The sequence below is a fragment of the Lysobacter sp. Soil_N_51 genome (assembly GCF_057655755.1).
Genome location: NZ_JBDGLR010000003.1, coordinates 170,209 through 187,560, shown reverse-complemented (window position 1 = coordinate 187,560; position 17,352 = coordinate 170,209). Strand labels below are relative to the sequence as shown.

The window sequence follows — 17,352 nt, the reverse complement described above, 5'->3', positions numbered from 1 at the left end:
GCGAGCCTGCCCACCCTGCGACGATGCAGTCTTCGCCCGTACGCGTTCTGATCGCCGACGACCACACCATGGTCCGCGAAAGCCTGGTCCAGTTGCTGCGCGGCGGTGGCATCGATGTCGTCGCCCAGGCCGCCGACGGCCTGGACACGCTCAGGCAGGCCGAGGCCACGCGCCCGGACGTGGTGGTCACCGACCTGTCGATGCCGCGGCTGAGCGGGCTGGAAGTGATCCGCCGCCTGTACGAAACCCTGCCCGACACGCGCGTGCTGGTGCTGACCATGCACCAGGAAGACGAATACATCCTGCAGGCGGTGCGGGCCGGCGCGACCGGTTACATGGTCAAGGACAGCCCGGCCGCCGAACTGCTCGCCGCGGTCCACAGCGTGCATGCCGGCAAGGGCTATTTCGGCCCGCAGGCGGCGCGCGCGCTGGCCGAGCAACTGCGTCATCCCGAACGCGATCTGGGCGATCCCTACGGCCGCCTGACCGCGCGCGAACGCGAGGTGTTCCATCTGATCGCCGAGGGGCTGACCACCAAGGAGATCGCGCGCCAGCTCAGCATCAGCGTGAAGACCGCGGAGAACCACCGGGCGCGGGTGCTGGACAAGCTGGGGGTGCGCAATACCGTGGAGTTGGTGCGGTATGCGTTGCGCAAGCGGTTGCTGGATTGAGCCGGGGCGGTGGGGCTTGCGGGGTGAAGCGAATCCCCCGCGCGGTGCGATGACCTGATCGCCACCCTGCGCCGGGCGCTTGCCCCCTTTTCCAAAGTGGGCACCGGTTAACGCGCGGCACCAAGGTCGCTGCGAACCAAGCCGAAGACTTCGCCCCTTTAAAAAGGGAGCCAGGGGGGATTTGCTTCACCCGCCACAAACCGCCGACCCCAGCCCTGCCGGCCCCACCATGCGCCGTAGTATCCTCGCCTGCCAATCTGGCGATAGCGACGGAGCAGCGGCATGAAAGCAGGGGCCTGGGTGCGGTTAGTCGGTCTGACGATGATGGTGGCGTTGCTGGCCAGTTGCGGCACCGGGCCGGTCCGCCGTGTCTCCGAGCCGGCCGCGCGCATTCAGCAGCTGACCGTGCGCGCCAACGGCAGTTGGGCGGTGGAAGTGCGGATCGAGAACTTCAGCAGCATCCCGATGCGCTTTGACCGCTTCGACCTGCAGCTCAAGCTCGGCGAGGACGCCGCCGGCCAGTTGCAGGCCCAGCCGGGCCTGTCGATCGGCCCGGAATCGGCCGACGTGATCAAGGTCGAACTGACCCCGAGCGGCGCGGCCAAGCTCGCCATCGCCGACGCCCTGTCCGGCGGCCGCAGCCTCAACTACAGCCTCAAGGGCGACATCTTCGCCACCCCCGACGAAGCCAAGCAGCGCACCTTCACCATCGAGCGCAGCAGCGCGCTGAGCCCGGCGCCCGGGTTGCCCGGGGTGATGCGTTGACGGCCGGGATTAGGGATTGGGGATTCGAGATTCGTAGACCCGACACTCCTTTCCCGCCACCCGCCTGACAGCTCCCTCGCTCTTCGAATCCCGAATCCCCAATCACTAATCCCGGCCTTAAACCATGAGCACCTACAAAGCCCCCCTCACCGACATGCGTTTCGTGCTGTTCGACCTGCTCGGCGCCGAAGCGCAGTTCGAGCGCCTGGGTTACGCCGACGCGACCCGCGACACGCTCGATGCCGTGCTCGAAGAAGGCGCGCGCTTCAACGAAACCGTGCTCGCCCCGCTCAACAGCATCGGCGACCAGATCGGTTGCAGCCACGACAAGGCCACCGGCGCGGTCACCACGCCGCCGGGCTTCAAGCAGGCCTACACCCAGTTCGTCGAAGGCGGCTGGTCGGGTCTCACCGCCGAAGTGAAGTTCGGCGGCCAGGGCCTGCCGCACGCGGCCGGCGTGCCGCTCAAGGAAATGATCGACGCGGCCAACCTGGCCTGGGGCAACTTCCCGCTGCTGTCGCACGGCGCGACCGAAGCGCTGCTGCACCACGGCGAGGAATGGCAGCAGGAGGTGTTCCTCAAGCCGCTGGTCGAAGGCCGCTGGACCGGCACCATGTGCCTCACCGAACCGCATTGCGGCACCGACCTGGGCCTGCTCAAGACCAAGGCCGAACCGCAGGCCGACGGTTCGTATTCGATCAGCGGCACCAAGATCTTCATCACCGCCGGCGAGCACGACCTCACCGAAAACATCATCCACCTGGTGCTCGCGCGCCTGCCCGACGCACCGACCGGCAGCAAGGGCATTTCCTTGTTCATCGTGCCGAAGATCAAGGTCGCGCGCGACGGCAGCGTCGGCGAGGCCAACGCCGTGCGCTGCGGCAGCCTCGAACACAAGATGGGCATCCACGGCTCGGCCACCTGCGTGATGAATTTCGACGGCGCGCAGGGCTATCTGATCGGTCAGCCGAACAAGGGCCTGATGGCCATGTTTACGATGATGAATACCGCGCGTCTCGCGGTCGGTCTGCAGGGCCTCGGCTTGTCCGACCGCGCGCTGCAGAACGCGCTGCGCTATTCGCGCGACCGTCTGCAGATGCGCTCGCTGTCGGGCACCAAGTTCCCCGAGTTGCCGGCCGATCCGATCATCGTCCACCCCGACGTGCGCCGCATGCTGCTGACCTGCAAGGCGCTGGTCGAAGGCGGCCGCGCGATGGGCTACGACGCCGCGCTGCAGGTCGACATCGCCCACGCCGCGCCGGACGAAAAGGAACGCGCTCAAGCAGATGCGCTGATCGGATTCATGACCCCGATCGTCAAGGCCTGCCTCACCGAGTGGGGCGTGGAATGCACCTACAACGCGCTGCAATGCTTCGGCGGCCACGGCTACATCGCCGAGCACGGCATCGAGCAGCTCGCCCGCGACGCGCGCATCACCACTTTGTACGAAGGCACCACCGGCATCCAGGCGCTCGACCTGCTCGGCCGCAAGGTCATGCAGCTGCAAGGCGCGGGCCTGCAGGTGATGCTGGCGAAGATCGAAGCGTTCTGCGCCGAAAACGAAGGCAATGCCGCGGTCGCCGAATTCGTCGCGCCGCTGCGCAAGATCGCGGCCGAATGGATGCAGCTGACCATGAGCATCGGCAAGCGCGCCGCGGCGAATGCCGACGAAGTCGGCGCGGCGGCGTACGACTACCTGTTCTATTCGGGTTACGTGTCGCTGGCCTACTGGTGGGCGCGCAGCGTCGCCGCGGCCGAAGCCTCCAAGCAGTCGCAGGGCTTCAAGGACAGCAAGCGCGAAACCGCGCGTTTCTACTTCAGCCGCATCCTGCCGCGCACCCAGGCGCACAAGGCCGCGATCGACAGCGGCACCGCGCCGCTGATGAACCTGTCGGCCGAAGGCTTCGGCGACTGATTCGTCCGGCCCGGAAAGCGTCGACGCCTGAGGCCTCATGCAAGAGGCGCTCAGGCTCGACGCTGCCGCATTGCGCCCAAGCCTGGTACCGCGAATCACCGCGACCGCCGCACCTCCCACTGTAGGAGCTGCGCAAGCTGCGACCGCGAACCCAGAAAGCCCCGGGCGCAAGCTTCGATCCAGCGAACACCGACAAGCGCAGCTCATCGCCCAGGGTGAGCACGCACGATCGCCCACCGAGCCCGCCCCTATGCCGCCGGTCGGTCGACAACAGGTCGCCCCGTCTACACAAAATGTAATCCAGAGGGTATAAGCTGGGTCCCCGATGGAGACCGATAGAGCGAAGATCCGCCTGGTCCGAACCGGAACCCACGCTGAAATGCTTCAGCGTGAGCCGGATGCCTCGGGTGTCCCCGATCCTTACTCGCCCTGGCTCGGTCCGCGCGCGGTACCGCGCAACGCCCTGGAACGACTCAACTCGGTGCGACTGCTGTCGCTCGACGCGCATGGGCGGGTGCTGGACTGGATGAACTGGCAGGAAGCCAGCTGCCTGTACGCACGCGGCGCGGTCGCCTGGACCCTCGGCGAACCCTGCCTGGAAGTGCATGGCGGCATCAACCGCTTCACCGGCGAGCGCAGCGTGCTCGAATTGCATCCCATCGTCGCCGCGCGCGGCCATGCGCGGCCCGGCGCGCTCGATCCCACGCCCACCCTGACCAACGCCGCGCTGTTCGCGCGCGACGGCCATCTATGCATGTACTGCGGCCACGACTTCCACCGCCCGCACCTGACCCGCGACCACGTCGTGCCGGTGTCCAAGGGCGGCCGCGACCTGTGGGAGAACGTGGTCGCCGCCTGCTTCGCCTGCAATTCGCGCAAGGGCAACCGCACCCCGCAGCAGGCGAGCATGCCGCTGCTGGCGGTGCCGTACCGGCCCAGTTGGGTCGAGCATCTGATCCTGTCGAACAGGAACATCCTGGCCGATCAGATGGCGTTCTTGAAAAACCAGCTGCCGAAGAAAGCCCGCCTCAACGGCTGAAGTCGTGAAGCGCGTCGCAGTATTCACAAAATAGCTGCAGCGAATGTGCCAATCAGTGCGCATATGCGACGTCAAGCGCGCGTTGACGACAATCCAGTCGTCCCGGACACTCGTCGCCATCGACTTACGGATGTAATCAAGATGCCTTTGACCCTCGGTCTGACCGGCATGGACCCGGCGACGGAGTCTGCTTTGCAGACGGCCTTCAAGGTCGCCAACGCACAACTCGGCGGTCACTGGACCATCGTGCCCGAGCAACAGGCCGATTTCGTCGTGGTCGACATGGACAGCATGTACGGCCCGATGAGCTGGTTGCGTTTGCACGCCGCGGGCAAGTCGGTGATTGCGCTGACCGCCGCGCAGCGCACCCAGGCCGATTATCTGTTGGCGCATCCGTTCAGTGCCGACTCGATGTCGACCCTGCTCGGCGAGATCGCGACCCTCAGCGGCCACGCGATCGCCAAGCCCGCGCCCGCCGCGGCGCCGACCGCGGTCGAGATTCCCAAGCAGCCGCGCACCGACCCGACCGCGGCGCTGCCCGACGTGGTGGTGGACCTGCTCGAAACCGACCTGGCCCAGGCCAAGGCGGCCGCGCAGCAGGCCGCGCCCGCACCGATGACCGCAGCGCCTCCGGCGGCGGTTCCGGCTCCCGCCGCACCCACGCCTGCTGCGCCTGCACCGGTTGCGCCCGCTCCTGTCGCCGCAGCGCCTGCCGCACCCGCGCCGACGCCGATCGCGCCTGCCGCGGCGCCCGTGGCCGCGAACCCGGCCGTGCCCAGCATCACCGCGCGCGGCGATGGCCTGCTCGACTGGTTGGTCGCCGGCCGCCTGCGCGGCCTATTGCGCGTCGGCAGCGGCGAAGAACGCCTGCTGATCGATGCCGATCAGCGCAAATACCACGGCCCGGCCGCGCTCAAGCCGCTGGCCGGCTTGTTCGACCGCGGCTTCGCCCCGTCCGAATTCGAACTGCTGCCGGCCGCGCAGTGGGACGCCGCCGCCGTCCAGCTCGGCGCGGCGATGCCGCTGACCCGGCTGGTGTGGTTCGGCAACCTGCTGGCCGGCCACGGCCGCCTCGCCCCGGGCTACGACCCGCAGCGCCGCTATCGCATGACCAAGTGGCCGCAGACCGAACGCGAATACCCCAAGCACTTCCGCATCGCCACGGTGATGATGAAGGCGCCGGCGACGGTGACCGAGATCGCCGAGGCCAGCGGCGTGACCGAGGCCGAAGTCGCCGATTTCATCAACGCCAACCTCGCCACCGGCTTCGCCGAGGCCGAGGGCGATCCGACCCCGGCCGAACCGGCCAAGTCCGGCGGCCTGTTCGGGCGCCTGCGCGGTCGCTGAGGCGGCTGCGACGAACCGTCGCGGCCCCTCGCAGGCGCGGTCCGGACAACGTCCGGCAACGCCGCGATATATCCACGAACGCCGCTGAATCGAGCGGCTTGTCGGTCCGGACTGCGGTGCCAGTCGACGCAGACCGACTCTGGCGGCTTCGATTGGGCCTGAACATCAAACCGTCACACTTCTTGCTCGCCTCACGCGGGGGCGGGACAATGCCCGACTAGCAGAAAGCCAGATGGTCGGAATGATCGATTCGCAGCGCTACCCGCGTCTTTCCCGCATCCAGGTCCCCGCCGATCTGCGCCGCTTTCCTGAAGAGGAACTGCCGGCCATCGCCGAGGAGCTGCGGGCCTATTTGATCGAACAGGTCGCGCTGGTCGGCGGCCACTTCGGCGCCGGCCTGGGCGTGATCGAACTCACCGTCGCCCTGCACTGGCTGTACGAGACTCCGATCGATCGTCTGGTCTGGGATGTCGGCCATCAGTGCTACCCGCACAAGATCCTGACCGGCCGCCGCGACGAGATCCACACCGTCAAGCAACAAGGCGGCGTCGCGCCGTTCCCGAAGCGCGACGAATCCGACTACGACACCTTCGGCGTCGGTCACAGCTCGACCTCGATCTCGGCCGCGCTCGGCATGGCGATCGCCGCGCAGCGCAAGAACGACGAGCGCAAGATCGTCGCGGTGATCGGCGACGGCGCGATGACCGCCGGCATGGCGTTCGAAGCGCTCGCCCACGCCGGCGGCATGACCGATCCGGAACCGAACCTGCTGGTGATCCTCAACGACAACCAGATGTCGATCTCCGAGAACGTCGGTGGCGTGACCAAGATGCTCGGCCAGCTCACCGGCAGCCGCACGCTCAACGCGATCCGCGAAGGCGGCAAGAAGCTGCTCGGCGACAAGCGCAAGCCGGCGGCCAAGTTCGTGCGCCGCTGGGAAGAACACTGGAAGGGCATGTTCGTGCCGTCCACGTTCTTCGAGGAAGTCGGCTTCCATTACACCGGCCCGATCGACGGCCACGACCTGCCCGCCCTGCTCGGCGCGATGAAGACGCTCAAGGGCCTCAAGGGCCCGCAGCTGCTGCACATCATCACCACCAAGGGCAAAGGCTACGAACTCGCCGAAGGCGATCAGATCGGCTATCACGCGGTCGGCCCGTTCGATCCCGAGAAGGGCCTGATCAGCAAGCCCGGCGCGAAGAAGCCGACCTACACCGACATCTTCAGTGAATGGCTGTGCGACATGGCCGCCGCCGACGAGCGCCTGATGGGCATCACGCCTGCGATGCGCGAAGGCTCGGGCCTGGTGCGTTTCAGCAAGGAATACCCACAACGCTATTTCGACGTCGCCATCGCCGAGCAGCACGCGGTGACGCTCGCCGCCGGCATGGCCTGCGAAGGCGCCAAACCTGTCGTCGCGATTTACTCGACCTTCCTGCAGCGCGGCTACGACCAACTCGTGCACGACGTCGCGATCCAGAACCTCGACGTGCTGTTCGCGATCGATCGCGGCGGCGTGGTCGGCCCGGACGGTGCCACTCACGCCGGCAATCTCGACCTGTCCTACCTGCGCTGCGTGCCGAACATGGTGGTGATGGCGCCGGCCGACGAAGACGAATGCCGCAAGATGCTCAGCACCGGCCATCGCTACGAAGGCCCGGCCGCGGTGCGTTATCCGCGCGGCACCGGCCCCGGCACCACGATCCAGCCCGGCCTGGACACCTTGCCGATCGGCAAGGCCGAACTGCGCCGCCAAGGTTCGCGCATCGCCCTGCTCGCGTTCGGCGCGATCGTGCCCGCGGCTGAAGCCGTCGCCGCCGAACTCGGGCTGACCGTCGTCAACATGCGCTTCGTCAAACCCCTGGATCGTTCGCTGATTCTCGAGTTGGCCAAGAGCCACGAAGGCTTCGTCACCCTCGAAGACAACGTCGTCGCCGGCGGCGCCGGCAGCGGCGTGGCCGAATTGCTCGCGGCCGAAGGCATCGTGCTGCCGGTGCTGCACCTGGGCCTGCCCGACGAATTCCAGCACCACGCCAGCCGCGAACAGCTGCTGGCTGAAGCGGGATTGGATGCGGCGTCGATTCGCGCGTCGGTGCTCAAGCGCTGGCCGCAGTTGCTGGCGGTGCCGGCGCAGACCGCGATCAGGTGAGCGACGCGATCGGATGAGCGAACCGGCCGCATCGTCGATGGCGATGAAGCGGCTGCTCGCCCTGCTCGGATCGATCGCCGCGTACAACGACAAAGGCTGGGAGTGGTCCGGCCACGACGCCGCGCACAGCGAAGCCTTGCGCGCCGGTTGGTCGCTGGAGATACGCGGCTTGCTCGACAGCATCGAGGCCGATGCGCTGCCAGCGCAACTCAGACAGGAACTGCTGACTCGCGCGCCGGTTCAAGACGGCGACGGTGTCTATGTCGAGAAATTGATGCGCTGGATCGCGTGAGACGCGGGCGACGGTCGCGTCGACGCTGCGGTCAGCGTTTCAACCGGCCCAGAGCGGAATCAATACCACGGCGCTGAGCAGCGCGATCGCGACGATCTTCGTGCTCACACGCGGCAGCATCGTCATCAGCAGACTCCACGCCAACGCCGAAATAATCAGCGCGGCGGTCCAGAAGATCGGCCCCTGCGCCCAGCCCCAGCCGTACACGAACAAGCCGAAATCCACCGCCAGCAACAACCATCCGGCACCGCGCAACAGGCGCGCGCGCGAGGCGTCGAACGCTTCCGCGAACACCTGCCGATGGTGCTTTTCCAGCCCCAGGCTCAACAGGCACCACGCGGCGATTCCCAGGCACAGACCCAACCAAAGCATGCGTGTTCCTCAGCGATCCGCGAGCGCGGGCTGGTTGCCCGACTCGTTGCCGCGCTCGGCGCGACGCGGTTTGCGCTCGACGATCGGCTGCCGCGCCTTGACGAAACTGTTGCGCGCCAGCAGCGCGAACCCGGCGCCCAGCGCGAACGCGGTCAGGTCGACCGCGGCCAGCGACCAGTCGCCGCGCGCGATGGTCGCGAGCAGATGGCTGTTCGACGCGGTCGCCAGATTCACCAGCGGAATCAGCGCGAACGCCACCGCATTGATCGCGAAGAACTGGCCCCAGCCGCGCTTGTGCACCGCCGGGATCGCCGCGTACAGCGTGGCCACGATCCAGACCGCGCAGAACACGGTGATCTCGGCGTTGGCGCGCTGCGCGATCTCGGCCGGGATCAGTCGATTGGCGATCACCATCGCCGCGCTCGCCAACGGCAGGCCGCCGACGACGCCGAGATTGAGCGCCTGCACCAGACCGTAGCCCGATGCGCTGCCGGCCTCGGCGATCTTCTTCGCGCGCTTGCTCACCCACACCTGCATGCCGCTGGCGATCATCACGCAGCCGGCCAGGCCCATCACGAAATACAGCCAGCGCAGCGCGCTGCCGCCCCACTGCGCCATGTGCATGCCGCCGAGGAAGGTATAGGTCTTGTAGCCGGCCTGCGGCGCGCCCGACTGGTGCAGGAACTTGCCGTCGTTGGCGTCGTAGAACACCGAGTCGAAATTCCAGGCCACATTGCGGCTGTGATCGCCGCCGAAGGAAATCGTCGCGCTGGTGTCGTCGGGATGATGCACGCTGACCCAGGTGATCGGCTGGCCCAGACGCTGACGCGCATCCGCGACGAGTTTGTCGACCGGATAAATCGTCTTCAATTCCTTGCCGGTTTCCGGACGCTCGTAACTGTCCGCGGCCTCGACGAAGAATTTCTCGACATCGCCGTTGTACGCCGCGTTCAACCCGGCCGGCATGTAGTTGGCGACGAAGATCGCCACGCCGGTGTAGGCGATCATCAGATGAAACGGCAGACCGAGCACACCGGTCAGATTGTGTCCGTCCAGCCAGGCGCGCTGGCCGCCGGTCTTCGGCCGGAAGGTAAAGAAGTCCTTGAAGATACGCTTGTGGATCACGATGCCGGTCAGGATCGCGATCAGCATGAACATGCCGGCGATGCCGACGATGTACATCCCCCAGACCGGCGAATGCAGGTTGAAATGCAGGGTGAAGAAGAACTCGCCGCCGGCGGTTTCGGGAATCTTCTTGCCGGTCGCCGGATCGAGACTGAGCAGGTCCGGATCGCCGGCGTCGTAGTACACGCCGCCTTCCAGCGACTTGCTGCGCTCGCTCGGCAAAGTCACGTAGTACGCATGCGGGTGCGGCTTGGACACTTGCTGCAGCTGGACGATGGCCTGGTCCAGATCGATGCTTTCGCCGCTGCGCTCATGGCCGTGCAGCGCCGGCTGCATCCAATGCGTGAGCTCCTTGTCGAAGCAGGCGATGGTGCCGCCGACGAAGATCACGAACAGCAGCCAGCCGATCACCAGCCCGGCCCAGGTATGCAACCAGGCCATCGCCTGGGAGAAGGAATTCTTCATGCGTGCGCCCTCACGGTGCTCATGGCCGCGCCGCGGCTTCGGGGAACAGCAACGCCACCGCGTACATCGCGCCCGCCCACAGCGCCAGCACCCAGCACGCGCGCCAGGCGCTGCGCGCGGCGAAGGCGTACATCGCCGCCGCGCACCACACGAAGAAGCAGAGCAGACTTGCCGCAACCACCCTGTCGTTGCGATCAAACGGCAAAACCACGGTGCCGAACGCGGTGAATCCATACGCGACCAGATAACCGATCACGATCGCGGCCAGCGCGCGCAACGCGACGCCGCCGCGATAACCCCACGACAGGGTCGGACGCGGTTTGCGCGAAGCAACGGATGCGGAGGCCGTGGGGGCGAGCGTGTCGGTCATGCGGTTTCGTAGGCGGACGAGGGCCGGGCCGGCTTCCTGCCGCGCGGTCGGACGCCCGCGGCGGCGGGCCAGTGCCCAGTCTAGTTGCCAATGGTTCTCATTTGCAAACCATTCGCGGTCGCGATTCGGATCGAACCGACGGCGCAAACCCGCCTTGCCGCAGCGGTCCGGTTACAGATGAGTACACAGCGACGACCGGGGAACGGCTACGATCCGGCTTCCGCCGAGTCCTCATCCCCCGCTCAGGAGCGTTACGGATGCGTCGTGCCCTCATCGTCCTCGCCTTGCTGGCGCTGCTGCCCGGCGCCGCCGCCGCGCAGACCGCCCCGACCCAACCCGCCGCCGCCCCGCCGGGCGGCGATATCCGCGACTTCGACACCCTGGTGGTCACCGGCGAACAGCCCGGCCCCGGGCTGTGGAAAGTCATGCGCGGCGGTCACGTGCTGTGGATCCTCGGCACCCTGAGCCCGCTGCCGAAGGACATGACCTGGCTGTCGCGACAGGTCGAGGCGACCATCGCCGAATCGCAGGAAGTCATCGCCCCGCCCTCGGTCAGCTTCGGCACCGAACTGGGCGTGGTGCGCACGATGATGCTGATCCCGACCGCGCTCAAGGCGCGCAAGAACCCGGACGGCAAAACCTTGCAGGAAGTCGTCCCGGCCGACCTCTACGCGCGCTGGACCACGCTCAAGGCGCGCTACATCGGCCGCGACGGCGGAGTCGAGAAATGGCGCCCGATCTTCGCCGCGCAGGAGTTGTACGAAGCGGCGATCAAGCAGTCCGGAATGTCGCTCAAGGGCGTGGTCCAGCCGGTGGTCGACAAGGCCGCCAAGCAGCACGACGTGCCGATCACCGAAGCGCGCGTGACCCTGAAAATCGACGATCCCAAGGCCACCTTGAAGGAATTCTCGGCCAGCGCGCTCGACGACCGCGAATGCTTCGCCAAGACCTTGTCGCGGATCGAAAGCGACCTCGAATCGATGCGCGCGCGCGGCAACGCCTGGGCGATCGGCGACATCGCCACCCTGCGCACCCTGCCGCAGGGCGACCAATACCGCACCTGCCTGGAAGCGCTCGCCGCGACCGGCGTGGCCAAGCGCCTCAACCTGGGCGACCTGCGCCAGCGCGTCACCGCGCAATGGCTGGAACGCGCCGAAGACGCGATCGCGAAGAACAACAGCACCTTCGCGACCTTGCCGGTGGCCGACCTGCTGGAAACCGGCGGGCTGCTGGATAAGCTGCGCGCGGCGGGGTATACGGTCGAGGATCCCTGAGCCGTGACCCATGCGGCCGGGAACGCGGCGAAAACGGCAGGGCGTCAGCCGCCATGCCGCCTGGATGCCGCGGACTGATCGCTGACGTCGACCGTCACGACGACATCGCCAGCGGCATGGCCCGACGCCGGCGGCGGCGTCCCCGGCAACCCGTTGCAATACGAGCGCAGGCCCATCAGCGGACGCTCCACCAGCCGGTGAATGACCACGCCCACCAGCGCCGCCGTTGTTAGCGCCGCGAAGGCGCCCGCGAACGTCGTCATGTCGAACAGCCCGGTGCGCGGGAACACGACCTTGCGCAGCCCCTCGATGACGAAGATATGCGACAGGTAGATCGAGTAACTCGCATCGCCCAGGATCAACGCCACCCGGTTCTTCAGCGCCGCAACCGCGCGGCACCGCCCATCCAGCAATGCGGCCGATAAAACCAACGCCGCCGCCGGCACCCCGAACAGGAAAAGCCGATCTGCAAACGCCGTCGCGGCACCACGCTGCCACTCCAGAATCGGCAGCGACAGCGCCGAAAGCGCAGCCGTAACAGCCAGCACGGGCACCCACAATTCAAGCTTGCGTAACCGCGACCAGGCCATGAACGCCAGCACGCCGAATAAAAATTCGGCCATGACCGGCTGGCTGTAGAACCACGCGGCCGGTGAGTCGGCCAAATCGGCACGCACCACAATCGGCAACATCGCCAGCCCCGCCGCTGCGGCCAGGGCCGCGCGCTTGCGCCCGAACCCCAGGCATGCGCTCATCGCTAGATAAAACAGCATTTCGCAATTCAAGGTCCAGCCGACCGGAATCACCGGCATTACTGTCCCGTTCTCCTTGAGATAGGGAATGAACAGCAGCGACTTGAGCAGGTTCGACCAGTTCCCCGTCGTCGAATTGAACAAATGCGGCGCCAGCAGCGCGAGGCCGAACGCGGCGCAGGTCACCAGCCAGTACAAGGGCGCGATCCTCAGCGTGCGCCGCAACAAGAACCGGCCGGGAGTCACGGCTTGATCGGCGCAGATATACGCCATGATGAAGCCGCTGATCACGAAAAATACATCGACCCCAAAAACACCGACTTCAAACCCCTGGTAATAAGTGTGCCGCCACACAACCCACAGTGCCGCATAGGCACGCAGCACTTGAATCAAACCAATTTTTTCCATGCCGCTTCATCGATGTTCGATAAAGAAATTCTAGTTAAAATCAAATTTTGCTCTAGGCCTAAAAATAACGCCTATATCTGCACATAAATACGCATGCTTGATATCGCGACAATCGAGCGACCACTGTCGACCAGCGAAAGTCGAATGCAAAGATCGTCGGCGCAATCCGCAGATACCAAGGCCGGCGAAAACAAAAAGCCCGCCGATTACGGCGGGCAGCGCATCGACATCGAACGTCTGCAAGCCCCACAGCCCGGTCGGCGCGTTCTGGACGATATCGTCGTTGCCGCGCAGGAAACGGCCGATCACATGCCAGTTGGCGCTCTGCCCGCAGGCGCCCGGCGCGCTCAGCAGCAGGGCCGTGCCCGCGCCCGAGGGATTGACGATCTTGCAACGCGAAATCTCGCACTCCTCGAAGCCGCGCAGACGAAATGCGTTGAACCAGCCGCTGAGCTTGAGATCCTGAAATATCGACCGCCGCTCCGCCAACAGGTCGAAATGGGCGCCGTCGGTCTTGGCGACGGTGCTGCCCAGGGTGAAATTGCTGAACTTGCGATACTTGCGGTCGGCGCCGCAAAAGAAAATCGACGCGGTCGCCGAGGTCGTGCGGATGGTCGTGTTGTCCTGGCCGCAGCCATCGATCCACAGGTGATCGATCGCGGACAGGTCGAGCGCCGCGCCGACGTCGTAGATACCCGGCCGGCAGAAACAATCAGCCGCCGCCGAGCGAGTGCAGCTGATCGATCGCGGCGAGATCGTCGGCGACGCCATCGGCGACCGCGCCGAAATCCTTGACGCTGACCTGCTCGCGTAACTTGTCGCGCACGGTGCGCTCGACCGCGGCCGCGCCCAACGGCTGGTAACTGACCTGATCGGAGGAAAGCGCGGCAGCGGCCCGACTCTGCCCCGGGGCGAACGTCATGCAAGCCGCCGCGATCCCCACGGTGCCGCCGATAAATAGTTTGCCTCGATCGTTGTCCATACTCATCTCCAGGAAAACATCGGCTGTCCTTGCTATCGCGATAACGCATCGGCCGCGCCGCCATCGGCCCAGTACCAAATCACTCGACCTCTGGAAAAAAGCGCATGGGCATCACCGCCCATTTTCCGCACACCGCTCGCAGCGGCCGCGACGGGATCGAACAGCCGAATGCATGCAGCCGATCTATCGATCAAAGCGATCGCGAGGCGAACGGGGCGTGTACAGGAAACTCAGCCGCGCATAGGACGAGCCACGTAGTGGCGCTATGCAGTCTCGCAATCTGTCTGGCCACGGCGCGCATAGCTATCGCCACGCGCGAGCAAGGTCGAGCACTGCGAGGGAACACGCAGCCCCAACATTCGCCGGGGCTGTGCTTACGCCTCGATCAGCGCCCAGGAAGAGCGGACTTGAAAAATATTGATACGAAATAGCGACACCGGAGTGCATCAATAAATCCGTCCAATCCCTTCAGTCGCTTATTTTTCGCACCCACACTTGTTGGGCCACGTCCAACACTTCCAGCTTGTGTGAATACATCTGCAAGAAGGCGTCGACAGCCGGCTTGGGGCAACCATGCTGGTTGTATTTTGGATCATTCCAAAGATAATCATCGAAAGCGATAATTCCGCCAACCTTCACACGACGAAATCCGAGCACGGCATCTTCCAGCACGTCGCAGGACCAATGACTGCCGTCAATATAGACGAAGTCGTAGATTTCGGCGGGAAGCGAAGCCAAGCCCCGATAAGAATACCCCAATATCATTTCGACCTTGGCCCGTGCCCCAGTCTGCTCGACATTGGGCCAGAACTTTTCCTGCAGATGATAATCAATGCAAATCAAACGCGCATCGTTATGCGTGAGAACGTTATCCAGCAGCCATGTGGTCGACCGACCTTCGTGACTGCCTATTTCCACGACGTTGATCGGCGTGTCCCGCAATGGCCCTAGATGCTTCTCGAAAAGCGGAATATTCCAACTAAACCAGTCATAAGTAAAATCGTAACCCATGCGCCTTCCCCGACCTGAAACGATAAACGCTTCGAGCGTACTTGTTTTCACTGCATGTATTCAAGCCCGATCCAAATCGATTAACGACATGAAGGTCGCATAATTGAGCCAATGAAATGCCGCGAGCGTGTATCCGTCAACTTATTTACTACACATAATTTGCATGTTCGGAATGCAAAAAATTTCACGCAAACAGAGAAGCGTGCTCGGGGGACGAAGAAAGCGAGCCAAGTCAAAATACTCTCGGACCACGTCGTTATCAGCAGCCCCAGTGGTTACACCCTTTGCGGACACCAGTTCGGCGACGACAAGCTGCGTCCTGGCTTCGAATGCCCTGGCGCACATTTAACGCACTCGATTACGCCAAATGATTGACCAAACGTGACTTATTTAAGTGCCATCGCGATCGGCCGTCGTAGTAAGCGCTCTACCGGCAAGGTAACGCATTCGAAATGATTGATTAACGGCTCGATTCACGAATAGAGGCGCGACGATCCGATCTGGTTCGCATCGTGGACGAGGACGTCAAGGAAGTGCCGCAACAGCATTGATATGTCGTTGAAAAGTTATGGCGCGAACCGAATCCCTCCAAGCCCCATACCCTGTGCACAAACCACCGCCGATACACTCATCTTCGTCGCTTCATCCGGCCCCGGTCCAATGACCGCCTGCAGCGTCGTGCGCCTTGCCAGGCCGGTTCATACATGTGTCTGCCAGCCTGCAGCCCCTCGTCGACGATGATCGGGACGCAACTGCCAAGAATAAAGAACGAAACCCCGGCTTTCGCCGGGGCTTCGTTTACGACTCGAGGGCGGTGGAAACCTCAGAAACTGAGCTGATATTTCGCTACTTCAGACCGAACCAGACGACGGGAAGCGACCGCAGACATGGCCTTGCGCGATGCGATTGAAAAAACACGGTCAATCGCGTCCCCAAGAGCTACTTCGTTCCACGACTTCAGAAAACTTCGCTGATCTCCACCACATGCCCATCACGAACCGTGATCAGCACCGTCTTATTGCCGACGTAGTACTCGAAGCGTTCGCCGTTATTGGCGCCGAACTTGTTCTGCAGCTGCACGACGCGGTCGGGCTTGCCCGCGACTTGATAGACCTTGCCGGTGCTGTCGCCGACGGTGACCAGCTTGCTGCCGAAGGCGACCGACTGGGCCCAAGCGGGCACTGCCAGCAGCAGCGAAAGGACGATTGCGGCCAGATAGCGCATTGGAACTCCTTTCCACATTGGGGGAGCGCCGAGCATACCCTCGCGGCTTCCACGCTGTCGTCGACCAATAGTCGGAATCGATAAGACCGGGACGCACCACCGGCACGCGATTCGGCGCCGACGCGCGGCGGGCGCTCGCGCGCGCAAAGCCTCGCGCGGCAGGGCCTCATATGCCCCCCCCCATCGCCGCACCGGCATCGTCGCGCGGCCGGCGGACGCCGATCCCCAGAAACACGAAACCCCGGCTTTCGCCAGGGCTGCGTTTACGGCTCGATCAGTGGTCGGGACGGCCGGATTTGAACCGACGACCCTCTGCCCCCCAGGCAGATGCGCTACCAGGCTGCGCTACGCCCCGACATGGTGCTGATCCGCTCTTGCGAACGGGCCGCAAGTATAGCCGTAACTGCGGAGATTCGGGATACGGGATTAGGGATTCGTAGCGATTCGGCCCAAGCCGCTACCAATCCCGAATCCCCAATCTCAAATCCCGTGTTGCGGCAGCTTCACCGCCGCAACAGTTGCAGCACCTCTTCCAGCTCCATCCGCACCTGCTTGACGATCTGCGAACTCAGCGCCGATTCGTCCTTCGCCGACTCGCCTTCCAGGCGCAGGCGCGCGCCGCCGATGGTGTAGCCCTGCTCGTACAGCAGGCCGCGGATCTGCCGCACCATCAGCACTTCGTGGCGCTGGTAGTAGCGGCGGTTGCCGCGACGCTTGACCGGGTTGAGGGTCGGAAATTCGGTTTCCCAGTAACGCAGCACGTGCGGCTTGACGTCGCACAGCTCGCTGACCTCACCGATGGTGAAGTAGCGCTTCGCCGGGATCGGCGGAAGTTCGCGGTTACTGCCCGGATCCAGCATGCTCGCCTCCGCTGTAAGCCTCGACGCGTTCCTTCAGCTTCTGGCCCGGACGGAAGGTGACCACCGTGCGCGCCGAAATCGGGATTTCTTCGCCGGTCTTGGGATTGCGGCCGGGTCGCTGGTTCTTGCGGCGCAGGTCGAAGTTGCCGAAGCCCGACAGCTTGACCTGACGGCCCTGTTCCAATGCTTCGCGCAGCGCATCGAAGAACGCGTCGACGAATTCCTTGGCCTCGCGCTTGTTCAGCCCGACTTCGTCGAACAACCGCTCCGCCATTTCCGCTTTCGTTAGTGCCATGTTGTCCTCTGCGCGACGCCCGGGCTGGGACGTCCA

General features: G+C 64.7%; 18 protein-coding genes and 1 tRNA gene. 8 read left to right on the top strand and 11 right to left on the bottom strand.

The features are described 5' to 3' along the window. Positions 1-23: 23 nt before the first annotated feature. From AC3A4T_RS06285 to AC3A4T_RS06255, 7 genes are all read left to right on the top strand, one after another. Positions 24-671: a response regulator gene (locus AC3A4T_RS06285; RefSeq protein ID WP_487674607.1), complete on the top strand. Its 648-nt coding sequence runs from the start codon at positions 24-26 to the stop codon at positions 669-671. Positions 672-953: 282 nt separating this feature from the next. Next, positions 954-1,436: an LEA/WHy family protein gene (locus AC3A4T_RS06280; protein WP_487674606.1), complete on the top strand. Its 483-nt coding sequence runs from the start codon at positions 954-956 to the stop codon at positions 1,434-1,436. Positions 1,437-1,560: 124 nt separating this feature from the next. Next, positions 1,561-3,351: an acyl-CoA dehydrogenase C-terminal domain-containing protein gene (locus tag AC3A4T_RS06275; RefSeq protein ID WP_487674605.1), complete on the top strand. Its 1,791-nt coding sequence runs from the start codon at positions 1,561-1,563 to the stop codon at positions 3,349-3,351. A gap of 526 nt (positions 3,352-3,877) precedes the next feature. Next, the gene (locus AC3A4T_RS06270) at positions 3,878-4,390 is read left to right on the top strand and encodes an HNH endonuclease (RefSeq protein WP_343123614.1); all 513 of its coding nucleotides are present in this window, start codon (positions 3,878-3,880) and stop codon (positions 4,388-4,390) included. A gap of 141 nt (positions 4,391-4,531) precedes the next feature. After that, the gene (locus tag AC3A4T_RS06265) at positions 4,532-5,737 is read left to right on the top strand and encodes a hypothetical protein (protein ID WP_487674604.1); all 1,206 of its coding nucleotides are present in this window, start codon (positions 4,532-4,534) and stop codon (positions 5,735-5,737) included. 241 nt (positions 5,738-5,978) lie between these two features. Beyond that, on the top strand, positions 5,979-7,886 hold the full coding sequence (gene dxs, locus AC3A4T_RS06260; protein ID WP_487674857.1) for a 1-deoxy-D-xylulose-5-phosphate synthase: 1,908 nt from the start codon (positions 5,979-5,981) through the stop codon (positions 7,884-7,886). 13 nt (positions 7,887-7,899) lie between these two features. After that, on the top strand, positions 7,900-8,178 hold the full coding sequence (locus AC3A4T_RS06255) for a hypothetical protein (protein ID WP_487674603.1): 279 nt from the start codon (positions 7,900-7,902) through the stop codon (positions 8,176-8,178). Positions 8,179-8,217: 39 nt separating this feature from the next. On the opposite strand, the gene AC3A4T_RS06250 is transcribed toward AC3A4T_RS06255, so the two are convergent. From AC3A4T_RS06250 to AC3A4T_RS06240, 3 genes are read right to left on the bottom strand one after another with little or no spacing between them, the layout of a single operon-like run. Further along, on the bottom strand, positions 8,218-8,550 hold the full coding sequence (locus AC3A4T_RS06250) for a DUF3325 domain-containing protein (protein WP_487674602.1): 333 nt from the start codon (positions 8,548-8,550) through the stop codon (positions 8,218-8,220). A gap of 9 nt (positions 8,551-8,559) precedes the next feature. Beyond that, positions 8,560-10,140: a PepSY-associated TM helix domain-containing protein gene (locus AC3A4T_RS06245; protein WP_487674601.1), complete on the bottom strand. Its 1,581-nt coding sequence runs from the start codon at positions 10,138-10,140 to the stop codon at positions 8,560-8,562. A 19-nt stretch (positions 10,141-10,159) separates the two neighbouring features. Further along, positions 10,160-10,510 carry a hypothetical protein gene (locus AC3A4T_RS06240; protein ID WP_487674600.1) on the bottom strand — a complete coding sequence of 117 codons (351 nt, stop codon included), beginning with the start codon at positions 10,508-10,510 and terminating at the stop codon, positions 10,160-10,162. Positions 10,511-10,767: 257 nt separating this feature from the next. On the opposite strand from AC3A4T_RS06240, the gene AC3A4T_RS06235 reads away from it, so the two are divergent. Then, entirely contained in the window at positions 10,768-11,784 is a 1,017-nt protein-coding gene (locus AC3A4T_RS06235) for a TraB/GumN family protein (RefSeq protein WP_487674599.1), read from the top strand. Positions 11,785-11,828: 44 nt separating this feature from the next. On the opposite strand, the gene AC3A4T_RS06230 is transcribed toward AC3A4T_RS06235, so the two are convergent. From AC3A4T_RS06230 to AC3A4T_RS06195, 8 genes are all read right to left on the bottom strand, one after another. Then, complete coding sequence (locus AC3A4T_RS06230; protein ID WP_487674598.1) at positions 11,829-12,944, bottom strand: acyltransferase family protein; 1,116 nt, start codon at positions 12,942-12,944, stop codon at positions 11,829-11,831. Positions 12,945-12,974: 30 nt separating this feature from the next. Continuing rightward, positions 12,975-13,715: a hypothetical protein gene (locus AC3A4T_RS06225; protein ID WP_487674597.1), complete on the bottom strand. Its 741-nt coding sequence runs from the start codon at positions 13,713-13,715 to the stop codon at positions 12,975-12,977. Then, on the bottom strand, positions 13,657-13,926 hold the full coding sequence (locus AC3A4T_RS06220; RefSeq protein WP_487674596.1) for a hypothetical protein: 270 nt from the start codon (positions 13,924-13,926) through the stop codon (positions 13,657-13,659). Before AC3A4T_RS06220 ends, AC3A4T_RS06225 begins: the two co-directional genes overlap by 59 nt. A 468-nt stretch (positions 13,927-14,394) precedes the next feature. After that, positions 14,395-14,988, bottom strand: coding sequence for a class I SAM-dependent methyltransferase (locus AC3A4T_RS06215; protein ID WP_487674595.1), 594 nt, complete (start codon positions 14,986-14,988; stop codon positions 14,395-14,397). Positions 14,989-15,894: 906 nt separating this feature from the next. Continuing rightward, a complete protein-coding gene (locus AC3A4T_RS06210) occupies positions 15,895-16,161 on the bottom strand; it encodes a DUF2845 domain-containing protein (RefSeq protein ID WP_487674594.1) in 267 nt (88 codons plus the stop codon). Between the two features lie 278 nt (positions 16,162-16,439). Continuing rightward, positions 16,440-16,516, bottom strand: a tRNA-Pro gene (locus AC3A4T_RS06205). A 148-nt stretch (positions 16,517-16,664) separates the two neighbouring features. Further along, complete coding sequence (locus tag AC3A4T_RS06200; RefSeq protein WP_036101932.1) at positions 16,665-17,021, bottom strand: MerR family transcriptional regulator; 357 nt, start codon at positions 17,019-17,021, stop codon at positions 16,665-16,667. After that, the gene (locus tag AC3A4T_RS06195) at positions 17,002-17,316 is read right to left on the bottom strand and encodes an integration host factor subunit alpha (protein ID WP_036101930.1); all 315 of its coding nucleotides are present in this window, start codon (positions 17,314-17,316) and stop codon (positions 17,002-17,004) included. The genes AC3A4T_RS06200 and AC3A4T_RS06195 overlap by 20 nt, the downstream gene beginning before the upstream one ends. Between the last annotated feature and the right edge of the window lie 36 nt (positions 17,317-17,352).

Excerpts from the sequence above, each read along its gene's own strand:
- AC3A4T_RS06285 (WP_487674607.1), top strand. The coding sequence starts at position 24 with ATGCAGTCTTCGCCCGTACGCGTTCTGATCGCCGACGACCACACCATG.
- AC3A4T_RS06280 (WP_487674606.1), top strand. The coding sequence starts at position 954 with ATGAAAGCAGGGGCCTGGGTGCGGTTAGTCGGTCTGACGATGATGGTG.
- AC3A4T_RS06275 (WP_487674605.1), top strand. The coding sequence starts at position 1,561 with ATGAGCACCTACAAAGCCCCCCTCACCGACATGCGTTTCGTGCTGTTC.
- AC3A4T_RS06270 (WP_343123614.1), top strand. The coding sequence starts at position 3,878 with ATGAACTGGCAGGAAGCCAGCTGCCTGTACGCACGCGGCGCGGTCGCC.
- AC3A4T_RS06265 (WP_487674604.1), top strand. The coding sequence starts at position 4,532 with ATGCCTTTGACCCTCGGTCTGACCGGCATGGACCCGGCGACGGAGTCT.
- dxs (WP_487674857.1), top strand. The coding sequence starts at position 5,979 with ATGATCGATTCGCAGCGCTACCCGCGTCTTTCCCGCATCCAGGTCCCC.
- AC3A4T_RS06255 (WP_487674603.1), top strand. The coding sequence starts at position 7,900 with ATGAGCGAACCGGCCGCATCGTCGATGGCGATGAAGCGGCTGCTCGCC.
- AC3A4T_RS06250 (WP_487674602.1), bottom strand. The coding sequence starts at position 8,550 with ATGCTTTGGTTGGGTCTGTGCCTGGGAATCGCCGCGTGGTGCCTGTTG.
- AC3A4T_RS06245 (WP_487674601.1), bottom strand. The coding sequence starts at position 10,140 with ATGAAGAATTCCTTCTCCCAGGCGATGGCCTGGTTGCATACCTGGGCC.
- AC3A4T_RS06240 (WP_487674600.1), bottom strand. The coding sequence starts at position 10,510 with ATGACCGACACGCTCGCCCCCACGGCCTCCGCATCCGTTGCTTCGCGC.
- AC3A4T_RS06235 (WP_487674599.1), top strand. The coding sequence starts at position 10,768 with ATGCGTCGTGCCCTCATCGTCCTCGCCTTGCTGGCGCTGCTGCCCGGC.
- AC3A4T_RS06230 (WP_487674598.1), bottom strand. The coding sequence starts at position 12,944 with ATGGAAAAAATTGGTTTGATTCAAGTGCTGCGTGCCTATGCGGCACTG.
- AC3A4T_RS06225 (WP_487674597.1), bottom strand. The coding sequence starts at position 13,715 with ATGGCGTCGCCGACGATCTCGCCGCGATCGATCAGCTGCACTCGCTCG.
- AC3A4T_RS06220 (WP_487674596.1), bottom strand. The coding sequence starts at position 13,926 with ATGGACAACGATCGAGGCAAACTATTTATCGGCGGCACCGTGGGGATC.
- AC3A4T_RS06210 (WP_487674594.1), bottom strand. The coding sequence starts at position 16,161 with ATGCGCTATCTGGCCGCAATCGTCCTTTCGCTGCTGCTGGCAGTGCCC.
- AC3A4T_RS06200 (WP_036101932.1), bottom strand. The coding sequence starts at position 17,021 with ATGCTGGATCCGGGCAGTAACCGCGAACTTCCGCCGATCCCGGCGAAG.
- AC3A4T_RS06195 (WP_036101930.1), bottom strand. The coding sequence starts at position 17,316 with ATGGCACTAACGAAAGCGGAAATGGCGGAGCGGTTGTTCGACGAAGTC.